This is a genomic window from Streptomyces sp. NPDC051214 (assembly GCF_040682375.1).
Taxonomy (GTDB): Bacteria; Actinomycetota; Actinomycetes; order Streptomycetales; family Streptomycetaceae; genus Streptomyces.
Genome location: NZ_JBFBAT010000014.1, coordinates 52,392 through 73,886 on the forward strand (window position 1 = coordinate 52,392; position 21,495 = coordinate 73,886).

The following is a 21,495-nucleotide window of genomic DNA, read 5'->3' on the forward strand; positions in this document are numbered from 1 at the left end:
AACGGAAGACATGAACATCGCCTACTGGATCGTCGCGGGCCTGCTCGCACTGTTCTACATCTACGCGGGCACGCTGAAGGTGCTCCGCAGCCGCGATCAACTGCGACCCATGATGGCCTGGGTCGACCGCGTGCCCTTGCCCGCCCTCAGAGCTCTGGGAACGGTCGAAATACTCGGCGCGATCGGCCTGGTCCTCCCCCCGCTGACCGGCATCGCGCCCTGGCCGGCGACAGCCGCGGCCATCGGCTTCGTCCTCCTGCAGGCCGGTGCGATCGCCGTGCACCTGACCGGGGAAGACCGTCGTATCGCACTCAACGCCGGGCTCATCACCACCGCGGCCGCGACCATCTGGCTGTCCACCGCGCTGTGACCAAGCACGACCCTCACCCCGGGGAAGCGACTCCACCCGTGTGCTGGCCCAGGAGCATGGCATCCGGCAGTCACTGGACAGGCGCCGTCCGCACAGTCGAGCAACTCAGCCCACCTCGCCAGGAATTGGGCGGTGCTGCCGTGCGTGAGCGAGCGCGGTGCTCGGACCCACGGCGATGCGAGTGTCCGGCGCATGCGAGAACCGTGCGGGTGACACTGATCCCTGCTCCGGCCGCGGCCGGAGCAGGGATGAAGGGGCCGCGGCGACAGCCCCTACGGAGGAGACGAATGCCGTCAGCACCAGCCTGCCCTGCTGACCACAGCGGGAGCGGCCATGATCACGGCGCAGGGAGCGGTGACGGTCTCAGGACAACCGCGGTCACATCCCGCAGACTCGAAGTAGGGCTTCCGGTCGACCGCGTCTGAGAGGTCAGATCGTGTACGACGTGCCGCTGTGGTTGTGGCTGGTGTTCGCCGTCACCGTGCTGGTGTCGCTGGCGGTCGATCTGCTTGCGCACCGGGAGGCGCACGTGATCGGTTTCCGGGAAGCCGCCGGCTGGAGCGCAGTCTGGGTGGGCCTGGCGATCACTTTCGGCGCCGTCGTCTTCCTCGTAGTCGGGGCGGATGCCGGTGTGGAGTACACGACCGCGTGGCTGCTGGAGAAGAGCCTGTCGGTCGACAACCTCTTCGTCTTCGCCCTGATCTTCGGCTACTTCAGGGTGCCACGCGCCTACCAGCACCGCGTGCTCTTTCTCGGAGTCCTCGGCGCCCTGGTCTTCCGCGGCATCTTCCTCGCCGCCGGCGTGGCGGTGGTCAGCCGCTTCACCGCCGTCCTGTTTGTCTTCGCGGCCATCCTCTTCTACAGCACCTACAAGATCCTCAAGGGGGAGGACGACAGTTTCGACCCAGGCAAGAGCATCGCCGTGCGTCTGCTGCGCAAGGCCATTCCTGTGCGGGACGAGTACGCAGGGGCCCATTTTTTCGTCAAGGAGGCCGGTCGGCGCGTCGCGACCCCGCTGCTGGCGGTCGTGGCCGCAATCGAAGCCGCTGACCTCGTTTTCGCCGTCGACAGTGTCCCCGCGGTCCTGGCCGTCAGCAGCGACGCTTTCATCGTCTACACCAGTAATGCCTTTGCCATCCTGGGGCTGCGCGCCCTGTACTTCATGCTCGCCGGCCTGCTCGACCGCTTCCATTACCTCAGCGTGGGCCTGGCGATCATCCTGGCCTTCATCGGCGTCAAGCTCATCCTTCAGGCGTCCCACAAGACGATCAGCGGCGCCGTACCCGAGATCCCCTCGCTCATCAGCCTCGCGGTCATCGTCATCGTCCTGGCCACGTCCGTCGGCATCAGCGTGCTGCGCCCTCCGCCTGACCACGCCCCCGTCCCACCTCCGGACACGGCCGAGCACGCGGACCCCATTTCGGACGAGAACACCTCCGGCGACCCCCCGCAACCGCCGAGCAGGCCGCGCGATGAAGGCAGCCCACCTGACCTCAGGTGAGCGCAGGATGCCCGCCGCCGAAACTCGCCCGCCAACCCCTTGCCGAACAAATTGGGCAAAACCCTAACAAAAGATCTTAAAGTTGTCGTAAAATCTCGTCTATGAAAGCCCAGCCGAGATCCAGACCGAAGCCGTCGCCCCGATACGTCTGCCGCTCGTGCAAACAGCCGGTGGCCGCCGTGTTGGAGCGGCACAAAACCATGGGTGTCTACGTACCTCTCTGGGTCGCCGGCCCCTGCCACCATCCGCAGTGCGACCAGTACATACCGGAGCAGGTGCCGATCAGCTCAGTACGCAGTGCCACCTGGAAAAACCTGACCGGTTGGACAGGGCACCCCTGACCGCCCTGGGCCACACCGGCCCAACGGCTTGCCCCATGAGCTCGGGCGGGACCTCCCGGGCCCGGTAAGAGCCTGGGGTTCCATTCGCCGCCTATGCGCCGACTGAGCCGCGATGGGAGGGGGCTCTTTTCCCTTGACGTATGCCGTTATCGGCATACGATTGATCCATGGCACGAGCAGCGACGACATCGGACGTCTTCAACGCGATCGCCGAGCCCCAGCGCCGGGAGATCCTGGCACTCCTGCGGGCGGGCGAGCGGTCGGTGACCGAGCTGGCTCAGGAGTTGGGGATGACCCAGCCCGGGGCGTCCAAACACCTGCGGGTGCTCCGGGAGGTGGGGCTGGTGCATGACCGCAAGGCGGGCAAGCAGCGCCTGTATGGCCTCGACGCCAGCGGGCTGCGGCCCGTCCACGAATGGACCGGCGGATTCGAGCAGTTCTGGAACGAGAGCTTCGACCGGCTGGACGCCTACGTGCAGGACCTGAAGCAGACAAGGGAAGCGGAGTAGCTGATGAGCTCGACAGAGCACGGAACGACGGCGCAGACCGAGACAGCCGACCGCGAGATCGTCATTTCCCGGATCATCGACGCCCCACGAGAGCTCGTGTTCGAGGCGTTCACCGAGGTACGGCACCTGTCGCGATGGTGGGGACCGGAAGGGTTCACCACCACCACGCGGGCGTTCGAGTTCCGCGTCGGCGGAGAGTGGGACTTCGTGATGCGCGGACCGGACGGGACGGACTACCAGGAGTGGATCACCTGGACCGAACTCACCCCGCCGGAGCGGATCGAGTTGCTGCACGGTGAGACCCGCGACGACGCGAACGCCTTCGAGTCGGTCCTGACGTTCGAGCCTGATGGCACGGCGACCCGGATCGAGATGCGCACGCTGTTCCCCACCAAGGAGCTGCGCGACGAGGCGGTCGAGAAATACCACGCGATCGAGGCCGGCCGGCAGACCCTGAGCAACCTGGCTGCCTACGTCACCGCGGACGTCCGCAAGGGAGCGGAGAGCTGATGGCCGGGAAGGTGTTCTTCAGCGTGTCGATGTCGCTGGACGGCTTCATCGCGCCCGAGACCTCCGAGGAGTTGATGGGGAAGCAGTGGATGGAACTGCAGCAGTGGGTCTTCCCGCAGCGGTTCTTCAGGGAGAACCTGCATCTGGGCGAGGGCGGCGAGGAAGGGCGCGACAACGACATCGTGCGCCAGACCTTCGAGCGCACCGGCGCGAGCGTGATGGGCAAGAACATGTTCGACGCCGGCGAGCAGATGTGGCCGGAGGAGGCGCCGTTCCACACGCCGGTCTTCGTCGTGACGCACGAGAAGCGTGATCCCTGGGAGCGGCCCGGCGGGACCACCTTCCACTTCGTCAACGACGGCATCGAGTCTGCCCTCGACCAGGCCCGCGAAGCCGCCGGCGACCGGGACGTCCGGATCGCGGGCGGCGGCGCGACGATCCTGGAGTACGTCAACGCCGGCCTGATCGACGAGTTCTCGATTGCGCTCTCCCCCGTGTTGTTCGGCTCCGGAATCCGCCTGTTCGACGGTGTGGACGCCGGCCGCGTGGCCCTGGAGCAGGTCCGCTCTGAGCCCTCCCCGAGGGTGACGCATGTGACCTACGCCGTCCGGACGCGGTGACTGATCCGAACTCGGCGCTCCCACACCAGCGGCATGGGTAGGCACAAATAGACGCGCTCAGTCGATTGTCCGCCTGCCACCTGGGAGTTGAGCGCGTGAGACGATCGCGATGTGCCGAGCCCCGACGCTTCCTTCCGCCGCCGTCTGCTGATCGAGTCGCTGACCATGTTGGCGGCTGACGCCCAGACCCAGGCGGACTGGCTGGACGAACACCGTGTGGCGACAGACGAGATCGCCCTGGACTTCGAGCACGCCTCCACCATGGCTGCAGCCCTGGTGGAGGAGGGACAACTCATCGGCGAAGTGATGGCGGACCTGCGTGAGATCGACGTGGTCCTCAGCGAAATGTACGACGGCGATGACATTGATCTGTGGGCAAGGGGCGTCCTCTCCACGGAGGACGGCTGGGCTCGGGCCCGACAGTTGGCCCGTCGGGTTCTCGTTGCGGAACTGGGCGAATGGCAGCAGCCACTTCCGGTGATCACTGTTATCCGATGACGGGCCGCGGGCTGGGCCACCTGGATGTTCCGCTCGATGGTCTGGCACAACCCTCCTCGCCGAGAGCCGCCTCGCCGCGACCACGTCCCTCCCGCTGCACGCCGCGGCGTAGCGACCGGTCAACGCGGACGAGATCACCTATTGATCTTCGCGCGGTCTTGGTCGTCTTTTAAGGTCATCTCCATGACGACTGACACGGGGACCACCAGCTCGCTCTTCGACGCCCTCCGGGCCGACGCCCTGACCAGCCCAGATGAGTTGCGTGAGCTCTACCCGCAAGCGAACCCGAACGCACTTCGCAAGGAGATCGACCATCTGACCGAACAGACGCGCGCGCTGATCGGCTGCTCGTCCCTGGTGTTCATCGGCAGCGCCGACGCCGAAGGCAACACAGACGTGACGCCGCGCGGCGGCCCGGCCGGCTTCGTCTCCGTGCTGGACGAGACGACCCTGGTGATCCCGGACGCCACCGGCAACAAGCGACTCGACACCATGCACAACGTGCTGCAGACCGGGCACGTCGGCCTCCTCTTCCTCATCCCCGGCCGCCCGACCACGCTGCGCGTCAACGGCCGCGCCTGCGTCTCGGCTCGCCCGGAGTTGCTCGCACAGCTCACGCCGGTCGGCAAGCCGCCCGTATCCGCACTGGTCGTGCACGTCGACCAGGTCTATCCCCACTGCCCCAAATCGCTGATACGCGCCCATGCGTGGCAGCCGGAGAAGTGGATACCCGCGGACGCCCAGCCGAGCAGCGCCGAGGTGACGTTGGCCCAGTTGAACCTGCCGGGCCTGACGGTTGAACAGATCGAGGAAGCGGAACGGGAGTCGCTGCGTCTGCGCTTCGAGTGAATCGGACTGAGACGAAGGCGAGCCGAGGGCGGCCACGCGAGGGGCAGCCTGTGACCGCGTGAGTCTAGTGGGAGGTACGGCAGGTGAGACCCAGGACCTGGCTGTGCGCTCGTGACGGTAGGAGTTCAACACACCCAAGGCGGTGCGGGCCCGCCTGGAGGATCGGTACAGGGTGCATTTCCGCCTCAAGTACTACTCAGTGACCACGGCAAGCAGCTCGAAAGGTCTTTCGCCCCAGAAGTCCCGGCCGCTCCGACTGCGCAACCGTTCGCAATCTCCAATTCGCGGAGCGGTCACAGCCGGACCAGCCGGGCCCTCACGAAATCGGCTATGACTCACCCGCCGGAATGACGCCTGCCACTGCTCAGTACACGCTCTGCTGCACGCTCACCGCGGAGGTCTACTTTCTGTTTCTCTTCACCAACCCCGTGATCATCACTATGGCCAGAACCACCGCTACCACCACAACGGCTACCTGACCGGCAACCGGCCAGCTCTCCCCGCTTCCTCCCTTTGCGATGATGACTTCCATCCCGAACCTCCTGGACTAGTTCGTCAACAGGTTGCCGTGCATTGCGGGCCCGTCCTTACCGACCCACAACCCACGACGTAAGTCACTGGGCGCCGCGCGGCCCGATCTGCCGACTGCTCGCCGCCTTGAGCGCGCTTCTTCTCCCCTCGCCACCGTGCCAGTTCCCCCGGCCACCCCAGCTTCCGCAGTTGCGCCGCGCCGATCGTGTTGAGCTCGGCGGCCGTCCCTTTGCCTCGCGCTCGGTCCGGCTTCGGCGTGCCGATCGTAGGCCTACTGCCGCTTGTTGGACCTGAACGCTCAGCGGTGTCTCGCCGGATCACGAGCCCGGCAGCCCAAGGAGCGCCCCGCAACTCGAGCGAGCGGGTCCGCGCCGAGCGCCGAAGACGGTGGGACTCCTATGCCGGCAGACCACCACAGTCAGGACAGCCGTGGTAACAGAATTCGCCGAAATACTTCTCCTGGTTCATGCGGGACTGGTGGGCTGACCGCGCCCAACTCATCGATCACAGGAGGCGCGCGTGAATCTCGTCGTCAACGGCGACGCGGAGAGCGGGGTCGGCGGTACCGCCGACCCCGTCTCGAAGGTCCGTGGCTGGAACATCACCCAGGGAGCCCCGGCGCTCATCGCCTACAGTCTCGGCGGTGGTTACCCGACCGCGTCGGACCCCGGCCCGGCCCGCCGCGGAAGCCGCTTCTACTCCGGCGGCAACAGCCCGCGCACCGTGCTGATGCAGGACATCGACCTGCCCAGGAGCGGTCCGACCGGACGCCGCGCCGTCGACGCGGGCAAGGTCCGCTACACGCTGGCCGGCTGGCTCGGCGGATTTGCCTCGCAGGAGGACGGCGCACGCCTGTCCGTAGAGTTCCGCGACGCCAAGAACACCCCCCTGGCCCTCAGCGTCCTGGGCCCGGTCAGCGCGGGCGACCGGCAGAACAAGACGGGGCTCCTTGAGCGCACGGCCGAAGCCGCCGTGCCGCCCACCGCCCGCTCGGCGCGGATCCTGCTCGTCTTCACACGCAGCGGCAGCGGTACCTCCAACGACGGCTACGCCGACGCCCTTTCCCTCACCCTCAGCGCCACCGGAGGCCGTCGATGACCGTCAACCGCCGTGACCTGCTCAAGTCCGCCGCGGCCACCGGCGCGCTCAGCCTCGCCTGGCCGCTCGCCCCTGGCCTGACCCCGGCGCAGGCCCGCGAGGCGGCCGAGACCCTGGGCGCCCAGTACGATCCCGCACCCTTCACCCTCGGCGTCGCCTCCGGTGATCCGCAGCCGCACTCCGTGGTGCTGTGGACCAGACTCGCGCCCGAACCCCTGGCCGCCGAGCAGCAGCTCCCCGAGGTCGTCGAGGTCGAGTGGGTCCTGGCCAAGGACGCCGGGCTGCGCCGCGTCGTCGCCCGGGGCACGGCACCCGCCTCGGCCACGCTGGGCCACAGCGTGCATGTCCCGGTGGACGGCCTGGCCCCCGGCCGCCACTACTGGTACGCGTTCAAGGCGCTGGGCAAGACATCCCGTGTGGGGCGTACGAAGACGGCGCCGCGCGGACGCGTCGACAAGGTCACCTTCGCGGCCGCCAACTGCCAGGCCTTCCACGACGGTTTCTACGCAGCCCACCGCGGCATCGCCCGCGAGAAGGTCGACTTCGTCGTCCACCTGGGCGACTACATCTACGAGCACGGCCAGGTCGGCGGCGTACCCGAGCAGCACGTGCGCGACCACGACGGCCCCGAAATCCTCACCTTGGCCGACTACCGCAAACGCCACGCTCTCTACAAGGGCGACCAATCGCTGCGCGAGGCGCACGCCGCCCACCCGTGGTTCTTGACCTGGGACGACCACGAGGTCGTCAACGACTACAGCGGCACCGGCGGCGGCGCCCCCTTCATGCGGCGCCGCGCGGCCGCCTACCAGGCCTGGTACGAGCACATGCCCCACCGCGACTCCTTCGGCGGCTCAGCGCTGCCCGACCCCGAGATCCACCGGGTACGGCGCTGGGGCGACCTGCTGGAACTGGCCATCCTCGACCTGCGCTCCTACCGCTCGGCGCAGAACCTGCCCGACGGCACCATCCTGGGCGCCGAGCAGAAGACATGGCTGAAGAAGACCATCGACCGGGCCCCCGACGCCTGGCACATATGGGCCAACTCGATCATGCTGAGTCAGCTGCGGGGCCGTCCCGGCGGCTCCTACATGTTCACCGACCAGTGGGACGGCTTCCTCGCCGAGCGCAAGGAAGTCCTGGAGCACGTGCACCACAGCGGCCTGGAGGACCTGGTCGTCATCACCGGCGACTGGCACTCCGCCTTCGTCGACGACCTCCGCACCGACTTCGACGAACCGCAATCCCCCCTCGTCGGCACCGAGTTCACCGCCCACTCGATAACCTCCGGCGCCTACTCCCCCGACTGGAACGCCACCAACGGGCCGCTGATGGGCCAGGCCAACCCGCACCTGAAGTACTTCGAGGGCAACCGGTACGGCTACGACGTGTACGAGGTGACACCGCGACGCTTCAGCGCGCACATGCGTGTCATCGACGACCGCCGTGACCCGCACTCCCCCGTCAGCACACTGACCACGTTCCATGTCGACCGCGGCACGAGTGGGTCCTACGAGGACAAGGACACGAAGAAGTCGCCTGCGCAGTACCGCAGGGACTGACACGTAGCCGCCCGTACGCCGCCATCATCCTGCCCGTGCCCTGGCCAAAGCTGCCCAGGGCACGGGCAGGCCCCCGTCCTACACGAGGTCCGCGACCTGATCACACACGTCGCCGTTGTGCCGTCCTCTCGCCTCCGGGGCCGGAGAACCCCATCCCACGTCTCCGGGCGACTGTCACTGAGGGCCCTCAGTCCTTGATCGACCTCACGCTTCGGTGTCCAAGGCCCCCCGTGCGACGATCTGGAACGCGGCCTCCAAAGGCTTCTTGGCCTCGAAGGCCGCCATGAAGCGTGCGTCATGCTCCTCGAGCCGCCCAGTTCCCTCTGCGATGGCTGCGCGAATCCAGGCTCCGGTGAGCAACTCCCACTGCCGCAGCGCCTCGCGCAGATCCTCGGCGGCCACAGCCACAGAGTGCGGGCCGGCTATCGTCACGGCGGCCGCCGCAGCACTGAACTGCGTCCAGGCGTCGTGCACGCTGCTGCGGGCGCCTTCCCAGTCCGGGACAGCGCCTTCACCCTGCAGCAGGTCGGACGCCTTCCAGCAGGCATTGGACAGCTGCTTCGCGCACGTGACGAAGCTCGTGTACGTCTCGCGCCGCAAGTCGGCGACCCAACGCTTCTCCTCCGCCCGGTGCTGAGCATCGACGGTCCGCAGCTGGGTGCTGAGGGTCAGCAGACCTCCTCCAAGGCCTCCGACAGCGCCAATTGCCGCACCGAGTATCGCCGCAACGCCAGCCTCCACCCGCCGCCCTCTCGTCCGCTTTGGAACGTCCTACCCCCTCCCGCCTCGACTCAGGCAGGCGATCTTCACCGGACTACCGTGCACGCGTGTGCGCCGAGGGCTCGGCCCACAGGTCTGCTCGGACAGGCCCTACGCTGGTCGTCTGCGACGGCCACGCCCACGCGCCCGGGCACGGCCGTCTGCACCCCATCCCTACTTCACGCCCCGGCCAACCCGTCGATGCGCTCTCGGATCAGGTCGGCGTGGCCATTGTGGCGCGCGTACTCTTCGATCATGTGAACCATGATCCAGCGCAGCGAGACCCCTGCATCACCTACGTGGCCGGCTTCCTGCTCCGACAGGTGACCGGCGTCATCGAGTGAGGCGGCAGCGATGAGCTCACGTCCCCGATCAACCTCCCGCTGCCAGATCGCCATGGCCTCCTTCAGTCCTCGGTCTTCCGTCAGTGCAAAACCGTCGACGTTGCTCTCTTCAAAGACTGTCGGCAGGTCCTGACCTGCGAACACGTGCTGGAACCAGTTGCGTTCCACCACAGCCAGGTGCTGGACGAGGCCCAGCAGGGTCATCGACGACGGCGCGGTCGAAGCCAGCCGTAATTGATCGTCTGCGAGGCCTGAGCACTTCAGGACGAGAGTGGCGCGGTGAAAGTCGAGCCACGCTTCCAGCATGGCGCGCTCATCAGCATGCGGGGGCGGGACAGGGCGCCCATCCGGTGTCGTAGTCATGGCTGCAACTTGGCACACACCACCACGTCCTATACGGGCCTTCGCTGGCGACGAACACGAGCGATCACCCCATCCCGTCGGATCAACGACACCCATCCGCCTCTCAGTTGAGGGTCTCGGCCGCCTTGGTCATCGACCCTCCGGCATCCCCGGTGTTGATCGTTCCCGACGGCTCGAACAACAGGATCGCGGTCTCCTCGTCCGCCACAGGGCAGTGCTCGACACCGCGGGGGACCACGAACAACTCGCCGGGTTCCAGCACCACATCACCCTCCCTCAGCTGAATGGTGAGTCGTCCGCTGATGACCAGGAAGAGTTCATCGGTGTCCTCGTGGGTGTGCCAGACGAATTCCCCTTTCAATTTGGCCAGCTTGACCTCGTAGTCGTTGAGGACAGCGACCGTCTTCTGCGACCACAGCTCGCTGAACTGCGACAGCTTGGCGGCGATGTTGACAGCAGCAGGAACAGCAGACCCCGACATGGAGCATCCCTTCACAAGGCTGAACAGACGGGAACGGCTTCAGCCCCTCCCGCGGGCATCACAACCCTGCCGCGCTCGGACTCCGCCGGTCTTGTACGTTCCTGGCATGACCGGTGACCGCCCCCGCACGTCCATCAGCGCCTGGAAGCCGTCAGTCCCAGGAATCGCCGAGGTCTTCCACGCACACTTCACCGACCACGCGTACCCGGCCCACACCCACGACACGTGGGACCTGATGATCCTCGACGACGGCTCGGTCGACTTCGCACTCGACCGCCACCGCCATGGCGCGACCGGCACCGCCAGCGTCCTCCTGCTGCCACCCGGCGTCCCCCACGACGGCCGGACCGTCACCGCGGCGGGCTTCCGCAAACGCAACCTCTACCTCGACGACTCCGTACTCCCACAGCACTTGGCCGGCCGCGCGGTGGACGCTCCCGTCGTCAACGACAGGCTGCTGCGAGATCGGATCCACCAACTGCACGCCGCTCTCATTCACCCCGGAGACCGGTTCGAAGCCGAGTCCCGCCTCGCGTTCATCCGCGAACGGCTCCACTTCCACCTCGCCGCGCTCCAACACCGCGCGCCGGGGCGTGAGGCCAATCGGCTCGCCGCCGAGCTGCGGGCCCTACTGGATGCACGCATCCCCACCGGCATCACCCTGCGCGAGGCCGCCGCCATCCTGCACGCCCACCCCACGCACCTGATCCGATGCTTCAAACAGACATACGGCCTGCCGCCACACAGCTACCTCACCGGCAAGCGCATCGATCAGGCCCGACGCCTCCTGCTCGACGGACACCGGGCCGCTGACGTCGCCACAACCGTGGGATTTCACGACCAAGCCCACTTGAACCGGCACTTCACCCGCCATGTGGGCACCACACCAGTGCGTTACACGCACACGCGCACCGATGCAGCAGTGTCCGTGGCTGCCCGTATGGCCTGAGCTGCATGGCCCTGGTCTGCGCCGCCAGGACCTGTCAGTGGTATTCCAGATCCCAGGCCTCGGCCTTTTGCTGGACATCCTTCAGCGGCCGTCGCACCGATCGTCGTCCGCGGGTACGGGCTTGGTGTCGGCCGCAAGACAGGAGGAATACACCGGTGGCGGCGCGGGCCTCGGCTCCGGTTTCGCGAGAAAGCCGGTGGCGGCGGCGAGACCGGCCGCGCACAGCACCGTCCACGCGGCAACCCACCTGCGGCGACTCATCCGAATCGGCTTGGCCATCCGGGCATCCTACGAGCACCGCGACGGGCTGTCGCGTATCGCGGCATCCTCATCCACCAGACCACCAACGGATACGGCGAGCTCGCAGGCCCCGGCTGGTGGCCTGACCGAGGCAGTGGCCTGACCGAGGCGGTGGCCAGGTCGCCTTCCCACTGACCGCCAGTGGGAAGGCGACGCCGCACCCCCCGCGGCCAGTGCACGTACGTGTTCACGCACCCGTGCCGGCCGCGGCAGCGCGACGCCTTCTCCCGACGTAGGGCCAGGTGGAGAAGAGCGGGCTGCACGCGGCGGGCGGGCGCCCGGGGGCAGTTGGCAGTAGGCGGGCGTGCCCTGCGGGGGCGTAAGGCAGGTCAGCGGACCTTGGTCAGCTCACCCTTGTCCTTGAGATTGGCAATTCCCCTGGCCCACAGGTTGTTGACCCGCTGGCGCTCTGTCGCGTTGGGGTAGGCGTTGGTGCAGGACGTGCCGGGGCCACCGCCCGACATCAGCTCGCTGCACGGGCCCGAGTAGTGGTCGGGCAGACCCAGCACGTGACCCGTCTCGTGCGAGGTCACCCGCGTGGAGTTGTACTGCTGGTTCTGGCGGTAGTCCAGGAAGATGTAGCCGTGCCCGCGCCCATCGGTCGAGGCATAGGAGCCGCGCGAGTCGTTGCCCTCGCGGTACTCGAAGTCGGCGGCCGAACTGGACTCCTGCAGCTTGACGTTGCTGACCGAGGAGTTCCAGATCTGCGTGCTCTGCGCTATTTGACTGCGGAAACTCGGCGCGCGGGTCGTGCGGTAGCGCACGGTGACGACCTGGATGCCCGGCTGCGCCGCCTGCTTCGCCAGCGCCGACTTCATGACGGCATCGAAGAACTCTTGGTTGGCGGACGCCTCCTCGGCGGAGCCCGCGTACGCCGATGTGGTGTTCGTTGAGGCAGACTTGAGCGCGTCGGGTGCGGGCGCCGCGAAGGCCGAGGGCGCGGCCAGCGAGCCGACCAGGGCAGCGGCGCCGAGGACGGCCAGGAGGCTGGTGCGGGATCTGCTACGGGATCTGTTCATGGGGGTGAGTCCCTTTTTCGGATGTCCGATGGCCTCGAGGGCCGGGGCGTCCGGGAGCCTTCGGAGCGCGAGGGCGCCGCAGGTCCCGGGACCGAGGCCCGTTGGGTGCGGGCCTGCGGTCGCAACGAGTATCGGGACGACGGGGCTCATCCGCACCGATACCATTCGGCGATAGCCGCAGAGCATCAACTGTTATACGTAGGAGGGGAGTTGGCGTTCTACGCGCTCGGGCTTGGCGCCGCTTTCAGACACTCGACCCGGCGATGACCGTCCTCACTCGGCGCACCGGGCCATCGCGCTCTCCCGCAGCGTCGGGCAGCCACCATCGCATGGTGCTCGGCTGATCCAAGGCGGATGCCCCCGGTCGAGACAGCCGACTGCCCCTCGGCGACTAGCCCTCGGCGACCGGCTTGATCGACGCCCTCGCCGCCACTCGGGATGGCCGAATCCGAGCGCCGTGCGGGGCCGGGCAGCTGCACGCGAAACGTATCCGCTCATTCCTCGCACAGTCGGGCTGTGTCTGCTGAAGTGCGCCCTGGCACGGGCCTATGCGCAGGTGACAGAGATCCACCGTGTCGGAGACACTGCTCCTCGGCGACAATCAGTGCCGAAGATCGCTTCGAGCAGCAGAAAGTGGGGCGAGGGCGGCAATGCCCATGCCGGGAACGACAGCAGTACTGGCATTGCTGCCGGAGGCCGAACCGCTCCTGGAGCTGGCCGCTCAGGTGGACGAGCGGGTGGTGCGGCCCGGCGTGCCGGCGCACGCGACGTTGCTCTATCCGTGGCTGCCCGCTGCGAAGGTCGGCCCCAGCGAGCTGGAGCGGTTGCAGGCCATTTTGGTGCGGGCCGCGCCGGACGTCGGCCGGATTCACCTGCGGCTGGCCGAGGTCGAACGAGGTGGTGCGTTCGTCGGTGTTCCGGTGCCCGAACTGCGATCACTGGCCACCGCTGTTCGAGAGGCGTACCCCGGACAGGCGCCCTACGGGGGCCGGTTCGGGCAGAACCCGCCGGTGCACGTCACCGTGTCCTTGGACGCGACTGACCGTACCGCCGCCGACATCGCGCATCGCGTCACCGGCCGTCTACCGATCTCTGCCGAGGTGTCCACCGTGCACGTGGTCGCGCTCTCGCCTGACGGCTGGCAGGTGCTGGCTGAACTGCCGCTCACTGCATGACCGGGAGAGGTCTACGAGCGGGCCTCAGCTTTGGTCGGCGAAGACCATGCCGGCACTCCCCGTCGCTCTGCCCGCATCATCATCTGAGTCGCACGGACACTCGGGACAGGGGCTCGTGGAGACGAGCCACGGGCGTCAGGGGTGGCAGATGCAGTCGCAGAGCCGGCCGGTGTATTTGTGATTGCGGCGGCAGCGGGCGTGCATGCGGTCTGCCCAGCCAGCGAGTTCTGCGGCGTGTTCGGGGTGGAGCGAGGTCGCCTCGGTGAGAGCTTGCGCGGTCTCGCACGCGGTGGATGTATACGGGCGCGCGTCGATCAACGCGAGGATGTTGTCCGGAAGTTGCTCGCGGGCATCGCCGGGCGGAGGTGGGGACCAGTCGGTCATGGCTGCCTCAGGCTTCGAAGTAGGCGACGGTGATGATCGTCCGCCGGATGGTCAGGGTGTAGACGATCCGTACTTCGGTGCCCGGTGCTCGGTACTCCCACATCGGCCCACCCTGTTCGATCCTCGGGCGGATGGCGCCGGCGGTCGGATCGGCGGCGATCACGGCAAGGGCCCGGTCGACGGCGACTTGTTCGGCTGGGTTGAAGCCTGTTGCTTGCCGGGCCGCGGTGGGGCCGAGGACGATACGGGCTCCGGCCTTGCGGTGCTGGGGCGCCATAGTGCTGGATTATGCCGCTGAGCCGCTGACGTCGATACCGTGTTTGGCGTACAGGTCGACGCGCAGCGTTTCCCAGTCGCTTGTGGGTGTCTTGCCGTCGCGGATGCCCTGCCAGTAGGAGGCGAGTTCCTCATTGCCAGCCTCTCGGGCGGCGGTGATCGTCTCGTCGAGGTCGGCGATTTCCTCGGTGGTCCACGGCTGGTCGCTCATGCCGTCCTCCTGGCTGTGGATTCACGGATCGTGATTCCGCTTGGCACTAGGAGCGTAGCGCTCGCCCGGCCGGACGGGCTGCCGTGCGGCCGGATTTGGTGTTGACCGAGCGATTGCTGTCGTGGTGTCCGGCGTGGATGAACGCGATATAGCGCCACCTCCCACGGCCGCGTCATACCTCCCACGGCCGCGTCCACTCGCCACCGGCCGGCGCGAGGCTGGGGACGGCGCTTGATCGTCCATGTTCACGAGGTCAATGCGCAACCCTGGGGTTGCACACAGGCTGACTCTTGTGCAACCTTTGAGTTGCACAAGAGAGTCACCGGCCTGGCAGATCACGAGGTCACCCCGCACAAGCTGATCCACCCACGTCCCGCCCGTCACCTGGAGACGACGATGACGCTTGACGCGACCAACAGTGCGACCCACCACGAAACAACCCTGCCGCGGCCCGCGCTGGTTGACCGGGCCACCTGGCAGGCAGAGATCGACAAGCTGCGTATCCGCGAGAAGGCGCACACCCGCGAAGGGGACGCGATCGCAGCGGCCCGCAGGCGACTGCCGATGACAGAGGTCGACCCCTCGATCTCGCTCACCGGACCGGAGGGACCCGTGCCGCTGCTTGAGGTGTTCGAAGGCCGACGGCAGCTGATCGCCTACTTCCACATGTGGCACGACGGACAGAGCGCCGCCGAACAGTGCGAGGGCTGCACGTTCTTCAACGGCCAAGTCCGCGAACTGTCCTACCTGCACTCCCGCGACATCACGTACGCCACGTTCTGTCAGGGCCCCTACGCCGAGAGCGTGCGCTATCGCGACTTCATGGGCTGGGAAGTGCCCTGGTATTCGGTGCGCGAATGCGCCGAAGAACTCCTGGCCGGACGACCGTTCTTCCTGCTCTCCTGCTACCTGCGCGACGGCGACCGGGTGTTTGAGACCTACTGGACCACCATCCGTGGCTACGAAGCCATGTCGCCCAGCCACGGGCTGATGGACCGAACCATCTATGGACGGCAGGAGACGTGGGAGGACTCACCGGCCGGCTGGCCCCAGCCATGGGACGCCGGCGACCGTGGCGTCTGGCGCACCGACGGGCGACCGGCCGCTCAGTGGTCCCGGCTGGCCGCAGGCCACAGCGACGACCTGGGCACCACCGAGCGCTGACCGAACGACTCGAAAAACCTCGCAGCTGCCGGGTGCACAAGAAAGCCCACAACGACGACTGATTACCGCCAGCAAGGGCCTTCTTGGCTGGTCATGCTGGCGGCATGACACAGACATTCACTACAAACTCACTGGCTGTCCTCACCGGCATGTACGCAGCTGAGGCGAAGTACCTCGCGGCCGGAGGCCCTGGCGAGGCGTCATTCGACCTGCTCGCCCCCTTCTTCGCACCGGACGTCGAGCTGCATCAGGCAGAGGCTTTGCCCTACGGCGGCACGTGGCGTGGGCACGAGGGCATGACGCAGTTCTTCCGCGTGATGGGACAGGTCTGGGAGTCCTTCGACATGGTGAACCAACAGTTCCTTGCCACCGGCGAGACCGCGGTGGTACTCACCCAGGTCCGTGCGCGCGCCCGTGCGACCGGCCGTGAGCTCAGCTTCCCGATCCTGCAAGCGATCAAGGTCAAGAATGGGCGGATCACCGAGGTCCGTCCGTTCTACTGGGACACGCGGGCCATCGCCGACGCCTGCACCATGCCGACGCCGACAGACTGAGCTCGGCTGCCACACCCGCGACGAGAGCGGCTTCAGTCCCTGCCCGACGGCAAGGTGGATCGGTGGACGTATGCGGAGGCGCTGGAGGGACATCCCGAGGCGGCGCTACGTTGTGCAGGTGACTGGAAACGACGCCGACCGGCGGTGGTCCGAGTCCATGCCGGCGGTCTACGAGCACTATCTCGTGCCGGTGATCTTTCGGCCCTTCGCCGAAGATCTCGCCGCCCGAGCATCAGCACTCCACCCGCGACGGATTCTCGAACTGGCCGCGGGTACGGGCGCGTTGACGTCCCATCTGCTCGCCGCTGCGCCTTCGGCCGAAGTGACGGCCACCGACCTCAACGAGGCTATGGTCACTCTGGGGTCGGCCCGATCCCCCGGCGCGGTGTGGCGCCAGGCCGACGCGCAGCGGCTGCCGTTTCCGGACGGAGCCTTCGACCTGGTGGTCTGTCAGTTCGGCGTGATGTTCTTCCCCGACCGGGTGGCAGCCTTCACCGAGGCCCGCCGTGTGCTGGCTCCGGGTGGCCGGTTCTTGTTCAACACCTGGGGCCCTCTCAGCACGCACGCCTTCGGATCCGCTCTGCAGGCCGGGCTGGAGCGGGCCTTCCCTGCTGACCCGCCGCAGTTCCTCCCCACCGTCCCCCACGGCTACGCCGACCCCGCCGTCGTGGCCGACGACCTGTCGTCCGCCGGGTTCACTGTCGAAGAAGAGCAGGAACTGACGCTGGAGGGCCGGGCAGCGTCGGCCGCCGACGTCGCCACCGGTTTCCTCACCGGGACGCCGCTGCGCGCGGCCGTCGAGGACCGCGGGGGCGGGCCGGCTGTCCGGGCCACCGTGATCGAGGAGTTGACGTCCCGTCTGGGCCCCGGACCGGTGGCAGCGCTGATGACGGCGTACGTCTTCCGCAGTGCGGCCGAGCGCCGCGACGAGTGAGGGATCCTCGATGCAACGGGCCCTGACAATCGTCCGCCCCCGGGCAGCACGCCGCACGAGCCGGCATCGCATCGCCCCCTCCATCGGCGTCCGTGGACGCCTAAACAGCTGCTGCGGAGCGGCGGCGCTGGAGGAGCGCGATGGCCGTGGTGGGGGTCAGGGTGAGGACGGAGATGGCGGTGCCGACCACGGCGGGGACCCTGGTTCCGAGCGAGGTATCGAGGGCCGAAGGTGCCCGCCACGGACGAGAACAGGACAAATACGGCCAAATCGTGATTGGCGGTCAGTTCGGGCAGCAGGAGCGCGCCGTCTACCTTCGGCGCGAGGAGCACAGCTTTCCGGTCCGCGTTCTGGTTGAGTTGGATGCCGTCGTCACTGACTGCGGCCAGGTGCACCACCGCGGTCAGCGGGTGATCCCTGTCCACGGCGGAGACGGCGGAGACGACATCGTCGCGACGGCTGACCTCGCAGGCGACGATGCTCACGGTGGTGACGCCTGCCGCACCCGGGCACCTGCGCCATGTCGTTCCCCCTGCACTGCCGGGGGCGGCATGCGCCGTACTCCGCCGCGCGGCGGAGGTGGATCATCACGTGGGACGACGTTCCTGGCCGGGCGGTGCGAGAAGTTCGGGGTATGACGACGGAACCTGCCTCACCCGCCTCCCGCGTGCCGCCATCGACAGCGGCCCGGCCGCCGGTGCCGCCGCCCCCGCGCTGGGCGGTACGGGCCGCTCACGTCGCCGCGTGGTCGACTGTCCCTTCCACACTGTGGCGTCTTGCGCTCGTGCTCGGGATGCCGGTCGGGGTGATGGAGCGCGAGGAGTTCCTTGCCGCGTTTCCCGACAACTCCGCGCTGCTGGCCCTGGCTTACGTCCTGCTGCTCGGTGCGGTTGCGGAAGGTGCCTCGTACCTGACGCTCGGCCTGGTGCGGCCCTGGGGGGAGGTGATGCCGCGCTGGGTTCCGTTTCTGGCAGGGCGCCCGGTCAACGCTCACCTCGCGGTCGCCACCGCGTCGTTGGGGGCCCTCACGGTAATCGTCCTATGGTGGGTCTTCTTCTTTGGCGCACTGCTGACTTCCCCCGGCCCGCACCCCGACATCTCAGCCGGCGCCATCCTCTTCGTCGCCGCCTACGCTCCCCTCCTGCTGTGGGGTCCGCTCCTGGCGGCGGTGACCTGGTCCTACCACCAACGCCACCGTCATCCGTGGCGCTAACAGCATCCACCGGGCAACCTCACTGTTCCGTTCCGCGACTTTCCCCAGTACAGAGGGGGGGCTGGCCCCAGCATCGAGCGACCCGGTGCCCGGATGGTCCGACGCGCTCCACGTGACGAGGCTGAGTACGTACAGATCCACCCAGGAACAAGGGACCTTTGTGTTCAGCTTCAAGCCGCCGCACCGCCGTACCGTCCGCGCCGCTGCCGTCGGCGCTCTCGCCACCGCGGCCTGCGCCACCCTCATGACCGGCAGTGCCACAGCCATCGTCAACGGATCGGACTCCACCCAGAGCTACCGCTTCATGGCGACCGTTCCGATGTCGGCTCCCGAGGCCGGTCTGTTCGACGGGAACTGCGGGGCCTCACTGATCGACAAGCAGTGGGTGCTGACGGCGGCCCACTGCGTCGAAGGTGAGGGCCTCGAGCTGGAGGGCATCGTGCGGCTGGGCAGCGAGCACCGCACATCTGGTGGCACCGTCCGCAAGATCGACCGGACCTTCGTCCACCCCGGCTACGTGAACGGCGACAACAAGGCCGCCAACACCAACGACATCGCGCTGATCCGCCTTGACCGCCCGGCCGCCGGCCAACCCATCAAGGTTGCCGAGCGGCCTTCGAAGCCCGGCACACCGACCCGCATCCTGGGCTTTGGCACGACCGTCGACACCGAGTTCGCGTTTCCCGACCGTCTGCAGGAACTGAACACGCGCAGGGGTGCGAGATCCGAGTGCGCGCCCGGGTACGCCGACCGGACCCGGCTGTGCACGATCAGCACCGTACCCAAGGCCATGGCGTGTTTCGGGGACTCTGGCGGACCCCAGATGCAAAAGAGCCGGGGCGGACGCTGGGAGCTGATCGGCGTCACTTCGGGGCCCGGAGCCCCCAATGTGCCCTGCTCACAAGGCCCCGGCCTCTACACCAACGCGTCCGCCTACGCCGGCTGGATCCACAAGACCATGAAGGCCAACTCCGCCCCGTAATCCAACATTTACGACAGCACGCACCACGGCGATTGGCGGTGTGGCCGCACCGCCAGTCGCTGTGGGTGGCGGCCTCTAGGCTGTGCATCACGCAGCTAAGTGATCAGTCCGGAGGTAGCCGTGCCCCTGCAGATGAAGTTGAGTGCGATCACTCTCGACTGTGCTGATCCGTTGGCCTTGGCGGCGTTCTATCAGCAGGCCACCGGCTTCGAACTGCACCCGAAGTCGGATGCGGACTTCGCCGGGCTCAATCGCGAGGACGGACTCTTCCTGGGCTTTCAGCGGGTGGACGATTACCGGGCTCCCAGCTGGCCCGACCAACGCCTGCCGCAGCAACTTCACCTCTGCTTCAAGGTGGAGGATGGTTTGGACGAGACCGAGGACCAGCTCTTGAAGTTGGGCGCGGGCAAGCCGGAGTATCAGCCCGATCAGGAAAGGTTCCGGGTCTTGACCGATCCGGCCGGACATCCCTTCTGCGTCGTCAGCGAGTCGTAACCGGCTCCCACAAGAGCGGTTGGCGGAATTGTGGGCGGCCTGAGGAACGGGCAGCGGCCCCCTTGGCCTTGGGGCCGCTGCCTAGTACGGGCGGGGTGCGCTCGCTCTTCCTTCTTGGCCCCTCAGTCGAGGAGCACCATCTCCCGCCAGCAGATCCCCAGGTCCCTGTGGAGGTTCTCCTTGCGCTGGAAGCCGGTGGGGACAGGGGTGTTGGCGTCGAAGTAGAAAGCCATGACGAACAACTGAGCGCCCATGTGCGTCTTCTTCAGGTGGTTCTCGAGCTTGTCCACGTCCGCCTCGATCTCCTTGACGAAGGCGGGCTTGTTGTACTCGGTGGCGCGCAGGGTCTTCAACTCAACGATGATCCGCTCGCCCGGCACCGCACTGGAGCCGTTGAGCAGCAGGTCACTACGCTGCTGGCCATCAAAAACGTACTGTTCACGCCGTACGTCCCACAGCGAGTTGCGCGCCCGTAGGTTGCCCGCGAGTTCAGCCTGCAGCCACCACTCCCACCCCCAGTCGAGGAGCTGCACACGCTCGGCCCGCGCGCCGTTCTGACTCATCCACTCGAAGACGAACTCCCGGAACTCCTTCACCGTGATCGAAGGCATGGGGCCTCCCTCTCGTATCGGTCGCCGGTACGTGCCTTCCCAAGGGGTCTACTGCACGGCGAGAGGACGGTCCATCGCCCGGACCGAAGCGGACCATCCCCCGCCGCACCGGCGCCGCCCTGGCTGACCGAGCGCTCGTATCCACTCTGCATGGCGGCAGTCAGACGCAGGCAGCCCCGGCTCAGCGAGCAAGCCGACCCCGCCTGGCACGCGCCGAGGCCCGGAGCGCCCCCTCGGGGCCCCATCACAGTCCCCTCACCCCGCAGACCACCATTAGCTCACTGACACACGTCCAGAAATCTATGTTCGCCGGATTAGACATTGAATGGCGGCGGTAGCCATACTGTGCGCGTGCCCAGCCCCCGCATGTCTGGAGTTGCCCCATGACTGACAGCGTCAGCCGCCCCACCTGCATCGTGGAGCAGTACACGATGCAAGGCAGCTGGGTTGTCGTCGTGCGAGGTGACCTCGACATGGATTCCGTCCCCGCACTGCGCGAGGCCATGGAGAGGGCGGCCAGCGCGCTCCCGGTGGTCATCCTGGACGCCCGCGAAGTGAGCTTCGCGGACTCCACCGCGTTGAATCTGCTGCTGCAGATCCATCAGGCGACCACACTGCGCATCGCCGCTCCGCCGGCCCAGATGCTGCGCATGCTGGAAGTCACAGGCGCCGACCAGGTTCTGAACCTCTATCCGTCCACGGAACGGGCCTGCGCAGCCGCCACCGGATGAGTTCCCGGCGCCCGGTGCCTCTGATGGCCAAGGGTGATCAAGGTTTCAGCGAAACCGGGTCGCCGCGCACCGGTCGTCGACCTTCGAAGCGGAGCGCATCACTCAGAAGCAGGGCGCATCACTCAGGAGCCCCCGGAACCCGCAAAGGTTCCGGGGGCTTG

At 67.4% G+C, this 21,495-nt stretch carries 28 protein-coding genes and 1 pseudogene; 18 read left to right on the forward strand and 11 right to left on the reverse strand.

Going from position 1 to position 21,495, the window contains the following annotated elements; translation table 11 throughout:
* Window positions 1-10 precede the first annotated feature (10 nt).
* From AB0M70_RS31885 to AB0M70_RS31915, 7 genes are all read left to right on the forward strand, one after another.
* A complete protein-coding gene (locus AB0M70_RS31885) occupies window positions 11-370 on the forward strand; it encodes a DoxX family protein (protein ID WP_365825424.1) in 360 nt (119 codons plus the stop codon).
* Between the two features lie 436 nt (window positions 371-806).
* Window positions 807-1,871: a TerC family protein gene (locus tag AB0M70_RS31890; protein ID WP_365825426.1), complete on the forward strand. Its 1,065-nt coding sequence runs from the start codon at window positions 807-809 to the stop codon at window positions 1,869-1,871.
* A gap of 508 nt (window positions 1,872-2,379) precedes the next feature.
* Window positions 2,380-2,721, forward strand: a complete 342-nt coding sequence (locus AB0M70_RS31895) for a metalloregulator ArsR/SmtB family transcription factor (protein WP_365825428.1) — start codon at window positions 2,380-2,382, stop codon at window positions 2,719-2,721.
* Between the two features lie 3 nt (window positions 2,722-2,724).
* Window positions 2,725-3,231: an SRPBCC family protein gene (locus AB0M70_RS31900; RefSeq protein WP_365825430.1), complete on the forward strand. Its 507-nt coding sequence runs from the start codon at window positions 2,725-2,727 to the stop codon at window positions 3,229-3,231.
* The gene (locus AB0M70_RS31905) at window positions 3,231-3,851 is read left to right on the forward strand and encodes a dihydrofolate reductase family protein (RefSeq protein ID WP_365825432.1); all 621 of its coding nucleotides are present in this window, start codon (window positions 3,231-3,233) and stop codon (window positions 3,849-3,851) included. The genes AB0M70_RS31900 and AB0M70_RS31905 overlap by 1 nt, the downstream gene beginning before the upstream one ends.
* 111 nt (window positions 3,852-3,962) lie before the next feature.
* A complete protein-coding gene (locus tag AB0M70_RS31910) occupies window positions 3,963-4,349 on the forward strand; it encodes a hypothetical protein (protein ID WP_365825434.1) in 387 nt (128 codons plus the stop codon).
* Between the two features lie 183 nt (window positions 4,350-4,532).
* A complete protein-coding gene (locus tag AB0M70_RS31915) occupies window positions 4,533-5,198 on the forward strand; it encodes an MSMEG_1061 family FMN-dependent PPOX-type flavoprotein (RefSeq protein WP_365825436.1) in 666 nt (221 codons plus the stop codon).
* 400 nt (window positions 5,199-5,598) lie between these two features.
* Here AB0M70_RS31915 and AB0M70_RS31920 read toward each other — a convergent pair whose 3' ends face one another.
* On the reverse strand, window positions 5,599-5,730 hold the full coding sequence (locus AB0M70_RS31920; protein WP_365825438.1) for a hypothetical protein: 132 nt from the start codon (window positions 5,728-5,730) through the stop codon (window positions 5,599-5,601).
* Between the two features lie 518 nt (window positions 5,731-6,248).
* Here AB0M70_RS31920 and AB0M70_RS31925 point away from each other — a divergent pair.
* The gene (locus tag AB0M70_RS31925) at window positions 6,249-6,827 is read left to right on the forward strand and encodes a phosphoesterase (RefSeq protein WP_365825440.1); all 579 of its coding nucleotides are present in this window, start codon (window positions 6,249-6,251) and stop codon (window positions 6,825-6,827) included.
* Window positions 6,824-8,389: an alkaline phosphatase D family protein gene (locus tag AB0M70_RS31930; protein ID WP_365825442.1), complete on the forward strand. Its 1,566-nt coding sequence runs from the start codon at window positions 6,824-6,826 to the stop codon at window positions 8,387-8,389. The genes AB0M70_RS31925 and AB0M70_RS31930 overlap by 4 nt, the downstream gene beginning before the upstream one ends.
* A gap of 204 nt (window positions 8,390-8,593) precedes the next feature.
* On the opposite strand, the gene AB0M70_RS31935 is transcribed toward AB0M70_RS31930, so the two are convergent.
* The 3 genes from AB0M70_RS31935 to AB0M70_RS31945 form a co-directional block, all read right to left on the reverse strand.
* The gene (locus tag AB0M70_RS31935) at window positions 8,594-9,130 is read right to left on the reverse strand and encodes a hypothetical protein (protein WP_365825444.1); all 537 of its coding nucleotides are present in this window, start codon (window positions 9,128-9,130) and stop codon (window positions 8,594-8,596) included.
* 197 nt (window positions 9,131-9,327) lie between these two features.
* Entirely contained in the window at window positions 9,328-9,855 is a 528-nt protein-coding gene (locus tag AB0M70_RS31940; RefSeq protein ID WP_365825446.1) for a DinB family protein, read from the reverse strand.
* Between the two features lie 103 nt (window positions 9,856-9,958).
* Window positions 9,959-10,336: a cupin domain-containing protein gene (locus AB0M70_RS31945; RefSeq protein ID WP_365825448.1), complete on the reverse strand. Its 378-nt coding sequence runs from the start codon at window positions 10,334-10,336 to the stop codon at window positions 9,959-9,961.
* 106 nt (window positions 10,337-10,442) lie between these two features.
* Here AB0M70_RS31945 and AB0M70_RS31950 point away from each other — a divergent pair, with 106 nt between their 5' ends.
* A complete protein-coding gene (locus tag AB0M70_RS31950) occupies window positions 10,443-11,285 on the forward strand; it encodes an AraC family transcriptional regulator (protein ID WP_365825450.1) in 843 nt (280 codons plus the stop codon).
* Window positions 11,286-11,366: 81 nt separating this feature from the next.
* Here the strand turns inward: AB0M70_RS31950 and AB0M70_RS31955 are convergent, their stop codons facing one another.
* A complete protein-coding gene (locus AB0M70_RS31955; protein ID WP_365825452.1) occupies window positions 11,367-11,564 on the reverse strand; it encodes a hypothetical protein in 198 nt (65 codons plus the stop codon).
* A 350-nt stretch (window positions 11,565-11,914) separates the two neighbouring features.
* Window positions 11,915-12,604, reverse strand: coding sequence for a snapalysin (gene snpA / locus AB0M70_RS31960; protein ID WP_365825454.1), 690 nt, complete (start codon window positions 12,602-12,604; stop codon window positions 11,915-11,917).
* 656 nt (window positions 12,605-13,260) lie between these two features.
* Between snpA and AB0M70_RS31965 the strand changes: the two genes are divergently transcribed.
* Window positions 13,261-13,779: a 2'-5' RNA ligase family protein gene (locus tag AB0M70_RS31965; RefSeq protein WP_365825456.1), complete on the forward strand. Its 519-nt coding sequence runs from the start codon at window positions 13,261-13,263 to the stop codon at window positions 13,777-13,779.
* Between the two features lie 135 nt (window positions 13,780-13,914).
* Here AB0M70_RS31965 and AB0M70_RS31970 read toward each other — a convergent pair whose 3' ends face one another.
* From AB0M70_RS31970 to AB0M70_RS31980, 3 genes are read right to left on the reverse strand one after another with little or no spacing between them, the layout of a single operon-like run.
* On the reverse strand, window positions 13,915-14,163 hold the full coding sequence (locus tag AB0M70_RS31970) for a hypothetical protein (protein WP_365825458.1): 249 nt from the start codon (window positions 14,161-14,163) through the stop codon (window positions 13,915-13,917).
* A gap of 7 nt (window positions 14,164-14,170) precedes the next feature.
* The gene (locus AB0M70_RS31975; RefSeq protein ID WP_365825460.1) at window positions 14,171-14,440 is read right to left on the reverse strand and encodes a hypothetical protein; all 270 of its coding nucleotides are present in this window, start codon (window positions 14,438-14,440) and stop codon (window positions 14,171-14,173) included.
* A 9-nt stretch (window positions 14,441-14,449) separates the two neighbouring features.
* Window positions 14,450-14,650: a hypothetical protein gene (locus AB0M70_RS31980; RefSeq protein ID WP_365825462.1), complete on the reverse strand. Its 201-nt coding sequence runs from the start codon at window positions 14,648-14,650 to the stop codon at window positions 14,450-14,452.
* 396 nt (window positions 14,651-15,046) lie between these two features.
* Here AB0M70_RS31980 and AB0M70_RS31985 point away from each other — a divergent pair, with 396 nt between their 5' ends.
* The 3 genes from AB0M70_RS31985 (at window position 15,047) to AB0M70_RS31995 (ending at window position 17,302) form a co-directional block, all read left to right on the forward strand.
* Entirely contained in the window at window positions 15,047-15,814 is a 768-nt protein-coding gene (locus tag AB0M70_RS31985) for a DUF899 family protein (RefSeq protein ID WP_365825464.1), read from the forward strand.
* Window positions 15,815-15,918: 104 nt separating this feature from the next.
* On the forward strand, window positions 15,919-16,368 hold the full coding sequence (locus AB0M70_RS31990) for a nuclear transport factor 2 family protein (protein ID WP_365825466.1): 450 nt from the start codon (window positions 15,919-15,921) through the stop codon (window positions 16,366-16,368).
* Between the two features lie 157 nt (window positions 16,369-16,525).
* Window positions 16,526-17,302: a class I SAM-dependent methyltransferase gene (locus AB0M70_RS31995; RefSeq protein WP_365825804.1), complete on the forward strand. Its 777-nt coding sequence runs from the start codon at window positions 16,526-16,528 to the stop codon at window positions 17,300-17,302.
* 230 nt (window positions 17,303-17,532) lie between these two features.
* Here AB0M70_RS31995 and AB0M70_RS32000 read toward each other — a convergent pair.
* A pseudogene (locus AB0M70_RS32000) lies at window positions 17,533-17,787 on the reverse strand (KR domain-containing protein); the annotation flags it as partial.
* Window positions 17,788-18,110: 323 nt separating this feature from the next.
* On the opposite strand from AB0M70_RS32000, the gene AB0M70_RS32005 reads away from it, so the two are divergent.
* The 3 genes from AB0M70_RS32005 (at window position 18,111) to AB0M70_RS32015 (ending at window position 19,992) form a co-directional block, all read left to right on the forward strand.
* Window positions 18,111-18,515, forward strand: a complete 405-nt coding sequence (locus AB0M70_RS32005; protein WP_365825468.1) for a hypothetical protein — start codon at window positions 18,111-18,113, stop codon at window positions 18,513-18,515.
* A gap of 160 nt (window positions 18,516-18,675) precedes the next feature.
* Window positions 18,676-19,497, forward strand: coding sequence for a serine protease (locus AB0M70_RS32010; RefSeq protein ID WP_365825470.1), 822 nt, complete (start codon window positions 18,676-18,678; stop codon window positions 19,495-19,497).
* A 120-nt stretch (window positions 19,498-19,617) separates the two neighbouring features.
* Window positions 19,618-19,992, forward strand: coding sequence for a VOC family protein (locus AB0M70_RS32015; protein ID WP_365825472.1), 375 nt, complete (start codon window positions 19,618-19,620; stop codon window positions 19,990-19,992).
* A 122-nt stretch (window positions 19,993-20,114) separates the two neighbouring features.
* On the opposite strand, the gene AB0M70_RS32020 is transcribed toward AB0M70_RS32015, so the two are convergent.
* Entirely contained in the window at window positions 20,115-20,603 is a 489-nt protein-coding gene (locus AB0M70_RS32020) for a hypothetical protein (protein WP_365825474.1), read from the reverse strand.
* 383 nt (window positions 20,604-20,986) lie between these two features.
* Between AB0M70_RS32020 and AB0M70_RS32025 the strand changes: the two genes are divergently transcribed.
* On the forward strand, window positions 20,987-21,334 hold the full coding sequence (locus AB0M70_RS32025; protein WP_365825476.1) for an STAS domain-containing protein: 348 nt from the start codon (window positions 20,987-20,989) through the stop codon (window positions 21,332-21,334).
* Window positions 21,335-21,495: the final 161 nt, after the last annotated feature.

Bases quoted from the DNA above. Each gene is read 5' to 3' on its own strand.
- AB0M70_RS31885 (WP_365825424.1), top strand. From the start codon at position 11: ATGAACATCGCCTACTGGATCGTCGCGGGCCTGCTCGCACTGTTCTAC.
- AB0M70_RS31895 (WP_365825428.1), top strand. From the start codon at position 2,380: ATGGCACGAGCAGCGACGACATCGGACGTCTTCAACGCGATCGCCGAG.
- AB0M70_RS31900 (WP_365825430.1), top strand. From the start codon at position 2,725: ATGAGCTCGACAGAGCACGGAACGACGGCGCAGACCGAGACAGCCGAC.
- AB0M70_RS31905 (WP_365825432.1), top strand. From the start codon at position 3,231: ATGGCCGGGAAGGTGTTCTTCAGCGTGTCGATGTCGCTGGACGGCTTC.
- AB0M70_RS31915 (WP_365825436.1), top strand. From the start codon at position 4,533: ATGACGACTGACACGGGGACCACCAGCTCGCTCTTCGACGCCCTCCGG.
- AB0M70_RS31920 (WP_365825438.1), bottom strand. From the start codon at position 5,730: ATGGAAGTCATCATCGCAAAGGGAGGAAGCGGGGAGAGCTGGCCGGTT.
- AB0M70_RS31930 (WP_365825442.1), top strand. From the start codon at position 6,824: ATGACCGTCAACCGCCGTGACCTGCTCAAGTCCGCCGCGGCCACCGGC.
- AB0M70_RS31940 (WP_365825446.1), bottom strand. From the start codon at position 9,855: ATGACTACGACACCGGATGGGCGCCCTGTCCCGCCCCCGCATGCTGAT.
- AB0M70_RS31945 (WP_365825448.1), bottom strand. From the start codon at position 10,336: ATGTCGGGGTCTGCTGTTCCTGCTGCTGTCAACATCGCCGCCAAGCTG.
- AB0M70_RS31950 (WP_365825450.1), top strand. From the start codon at position 10,443: ATGACCGGTGACCGCCCCCGCACGTCCATCAGCGCCTGGAAGCCGTCA.
- AB0M70_RS31955 (WP_365825452.1), bottom strand. From the start codon at position 11,564: ATGGCCAAGCCGATTCGGATGAGTCGCCGCAGGTGGGTTGCCGCGTGG.
- snpA (WP_365825454.1), bottom strand. From the start codon at position 12,604: ATGAACAGATCCCGTAGCAGATCCCGCACCAGCCTCCTGGCCGTCCTC.
- AB0M70_RS31965 (WP_365825456.1), top strand. From the start codon at position 13,261: ATGCCGGGAACGACAGCAGTACTGGCATTGCTGCCGGAGGCCGAACCG.
- AB0M70_RS31970 (WP_365825458.1), bottom strand. From the start codon at position 14,163: ATGACCGACTGGTCCCCACCTCCGCCCGGCGATGCCCGCGAGCAACTT.
- AB0M70_RS31975 (WP_365825460.1), bottom strand. From the start codon at position 14,440: ATGGCGCCCCAGCACCGCAAGGCCGGAGCCCGTATCGTCCTCGGCCCC.
- AB0M70_RS31980 (WP_365825462.1), bottom strand. From the start codon at position 14,650: ATGAGCGACCAGCCGTGGACCACCGAGGAAATCGCCGACCTCGACGAG.
- AB0M70_RS31985 (WP_365825464.1), top strand. From the start codon at position 15,047: ATGACGCTTGACGCGACCAACAGTGCGACCCACCACGAAACAACCCTG.
- AB0M70_RS31990 (WP_365825466.1), top strand. From the start codon at position 15,919: ATGACACAGACATTCACTACAAACTCACTGGCTGTCCTCACCGGCATG.
- AB0M70_RS31995 (WP_365825804.1), top strand. From the start codon at position 16,526: ATGCCGGCGGTCTACGAGCACTATCTCGTGCCGGTGATCTTTCGGCCC.
- AB0M70_RS32005 (WP_365825468.1), top strand. From the start codon at position 18,111: ATGGAGCGCGAGGAGTTCCTTGCCGCGTTTCCCGACAACTCCGCGCTG.
- AB0M70_RS32020 (WP_365825474.1), bottom strand. From the start codon at position 20,603: ATGCCTTCGATCACGGTGAAGGAGTTCCGGGAGTTCGTCTTCGAGTGG.
- AB0M70_RS32025 (WP_365825476.1), top strand. From the start codon at position 20,987: ATGACTGACAGCGTCAGCCGCCCCACCTGCATCGTGGAGCAGTACACG.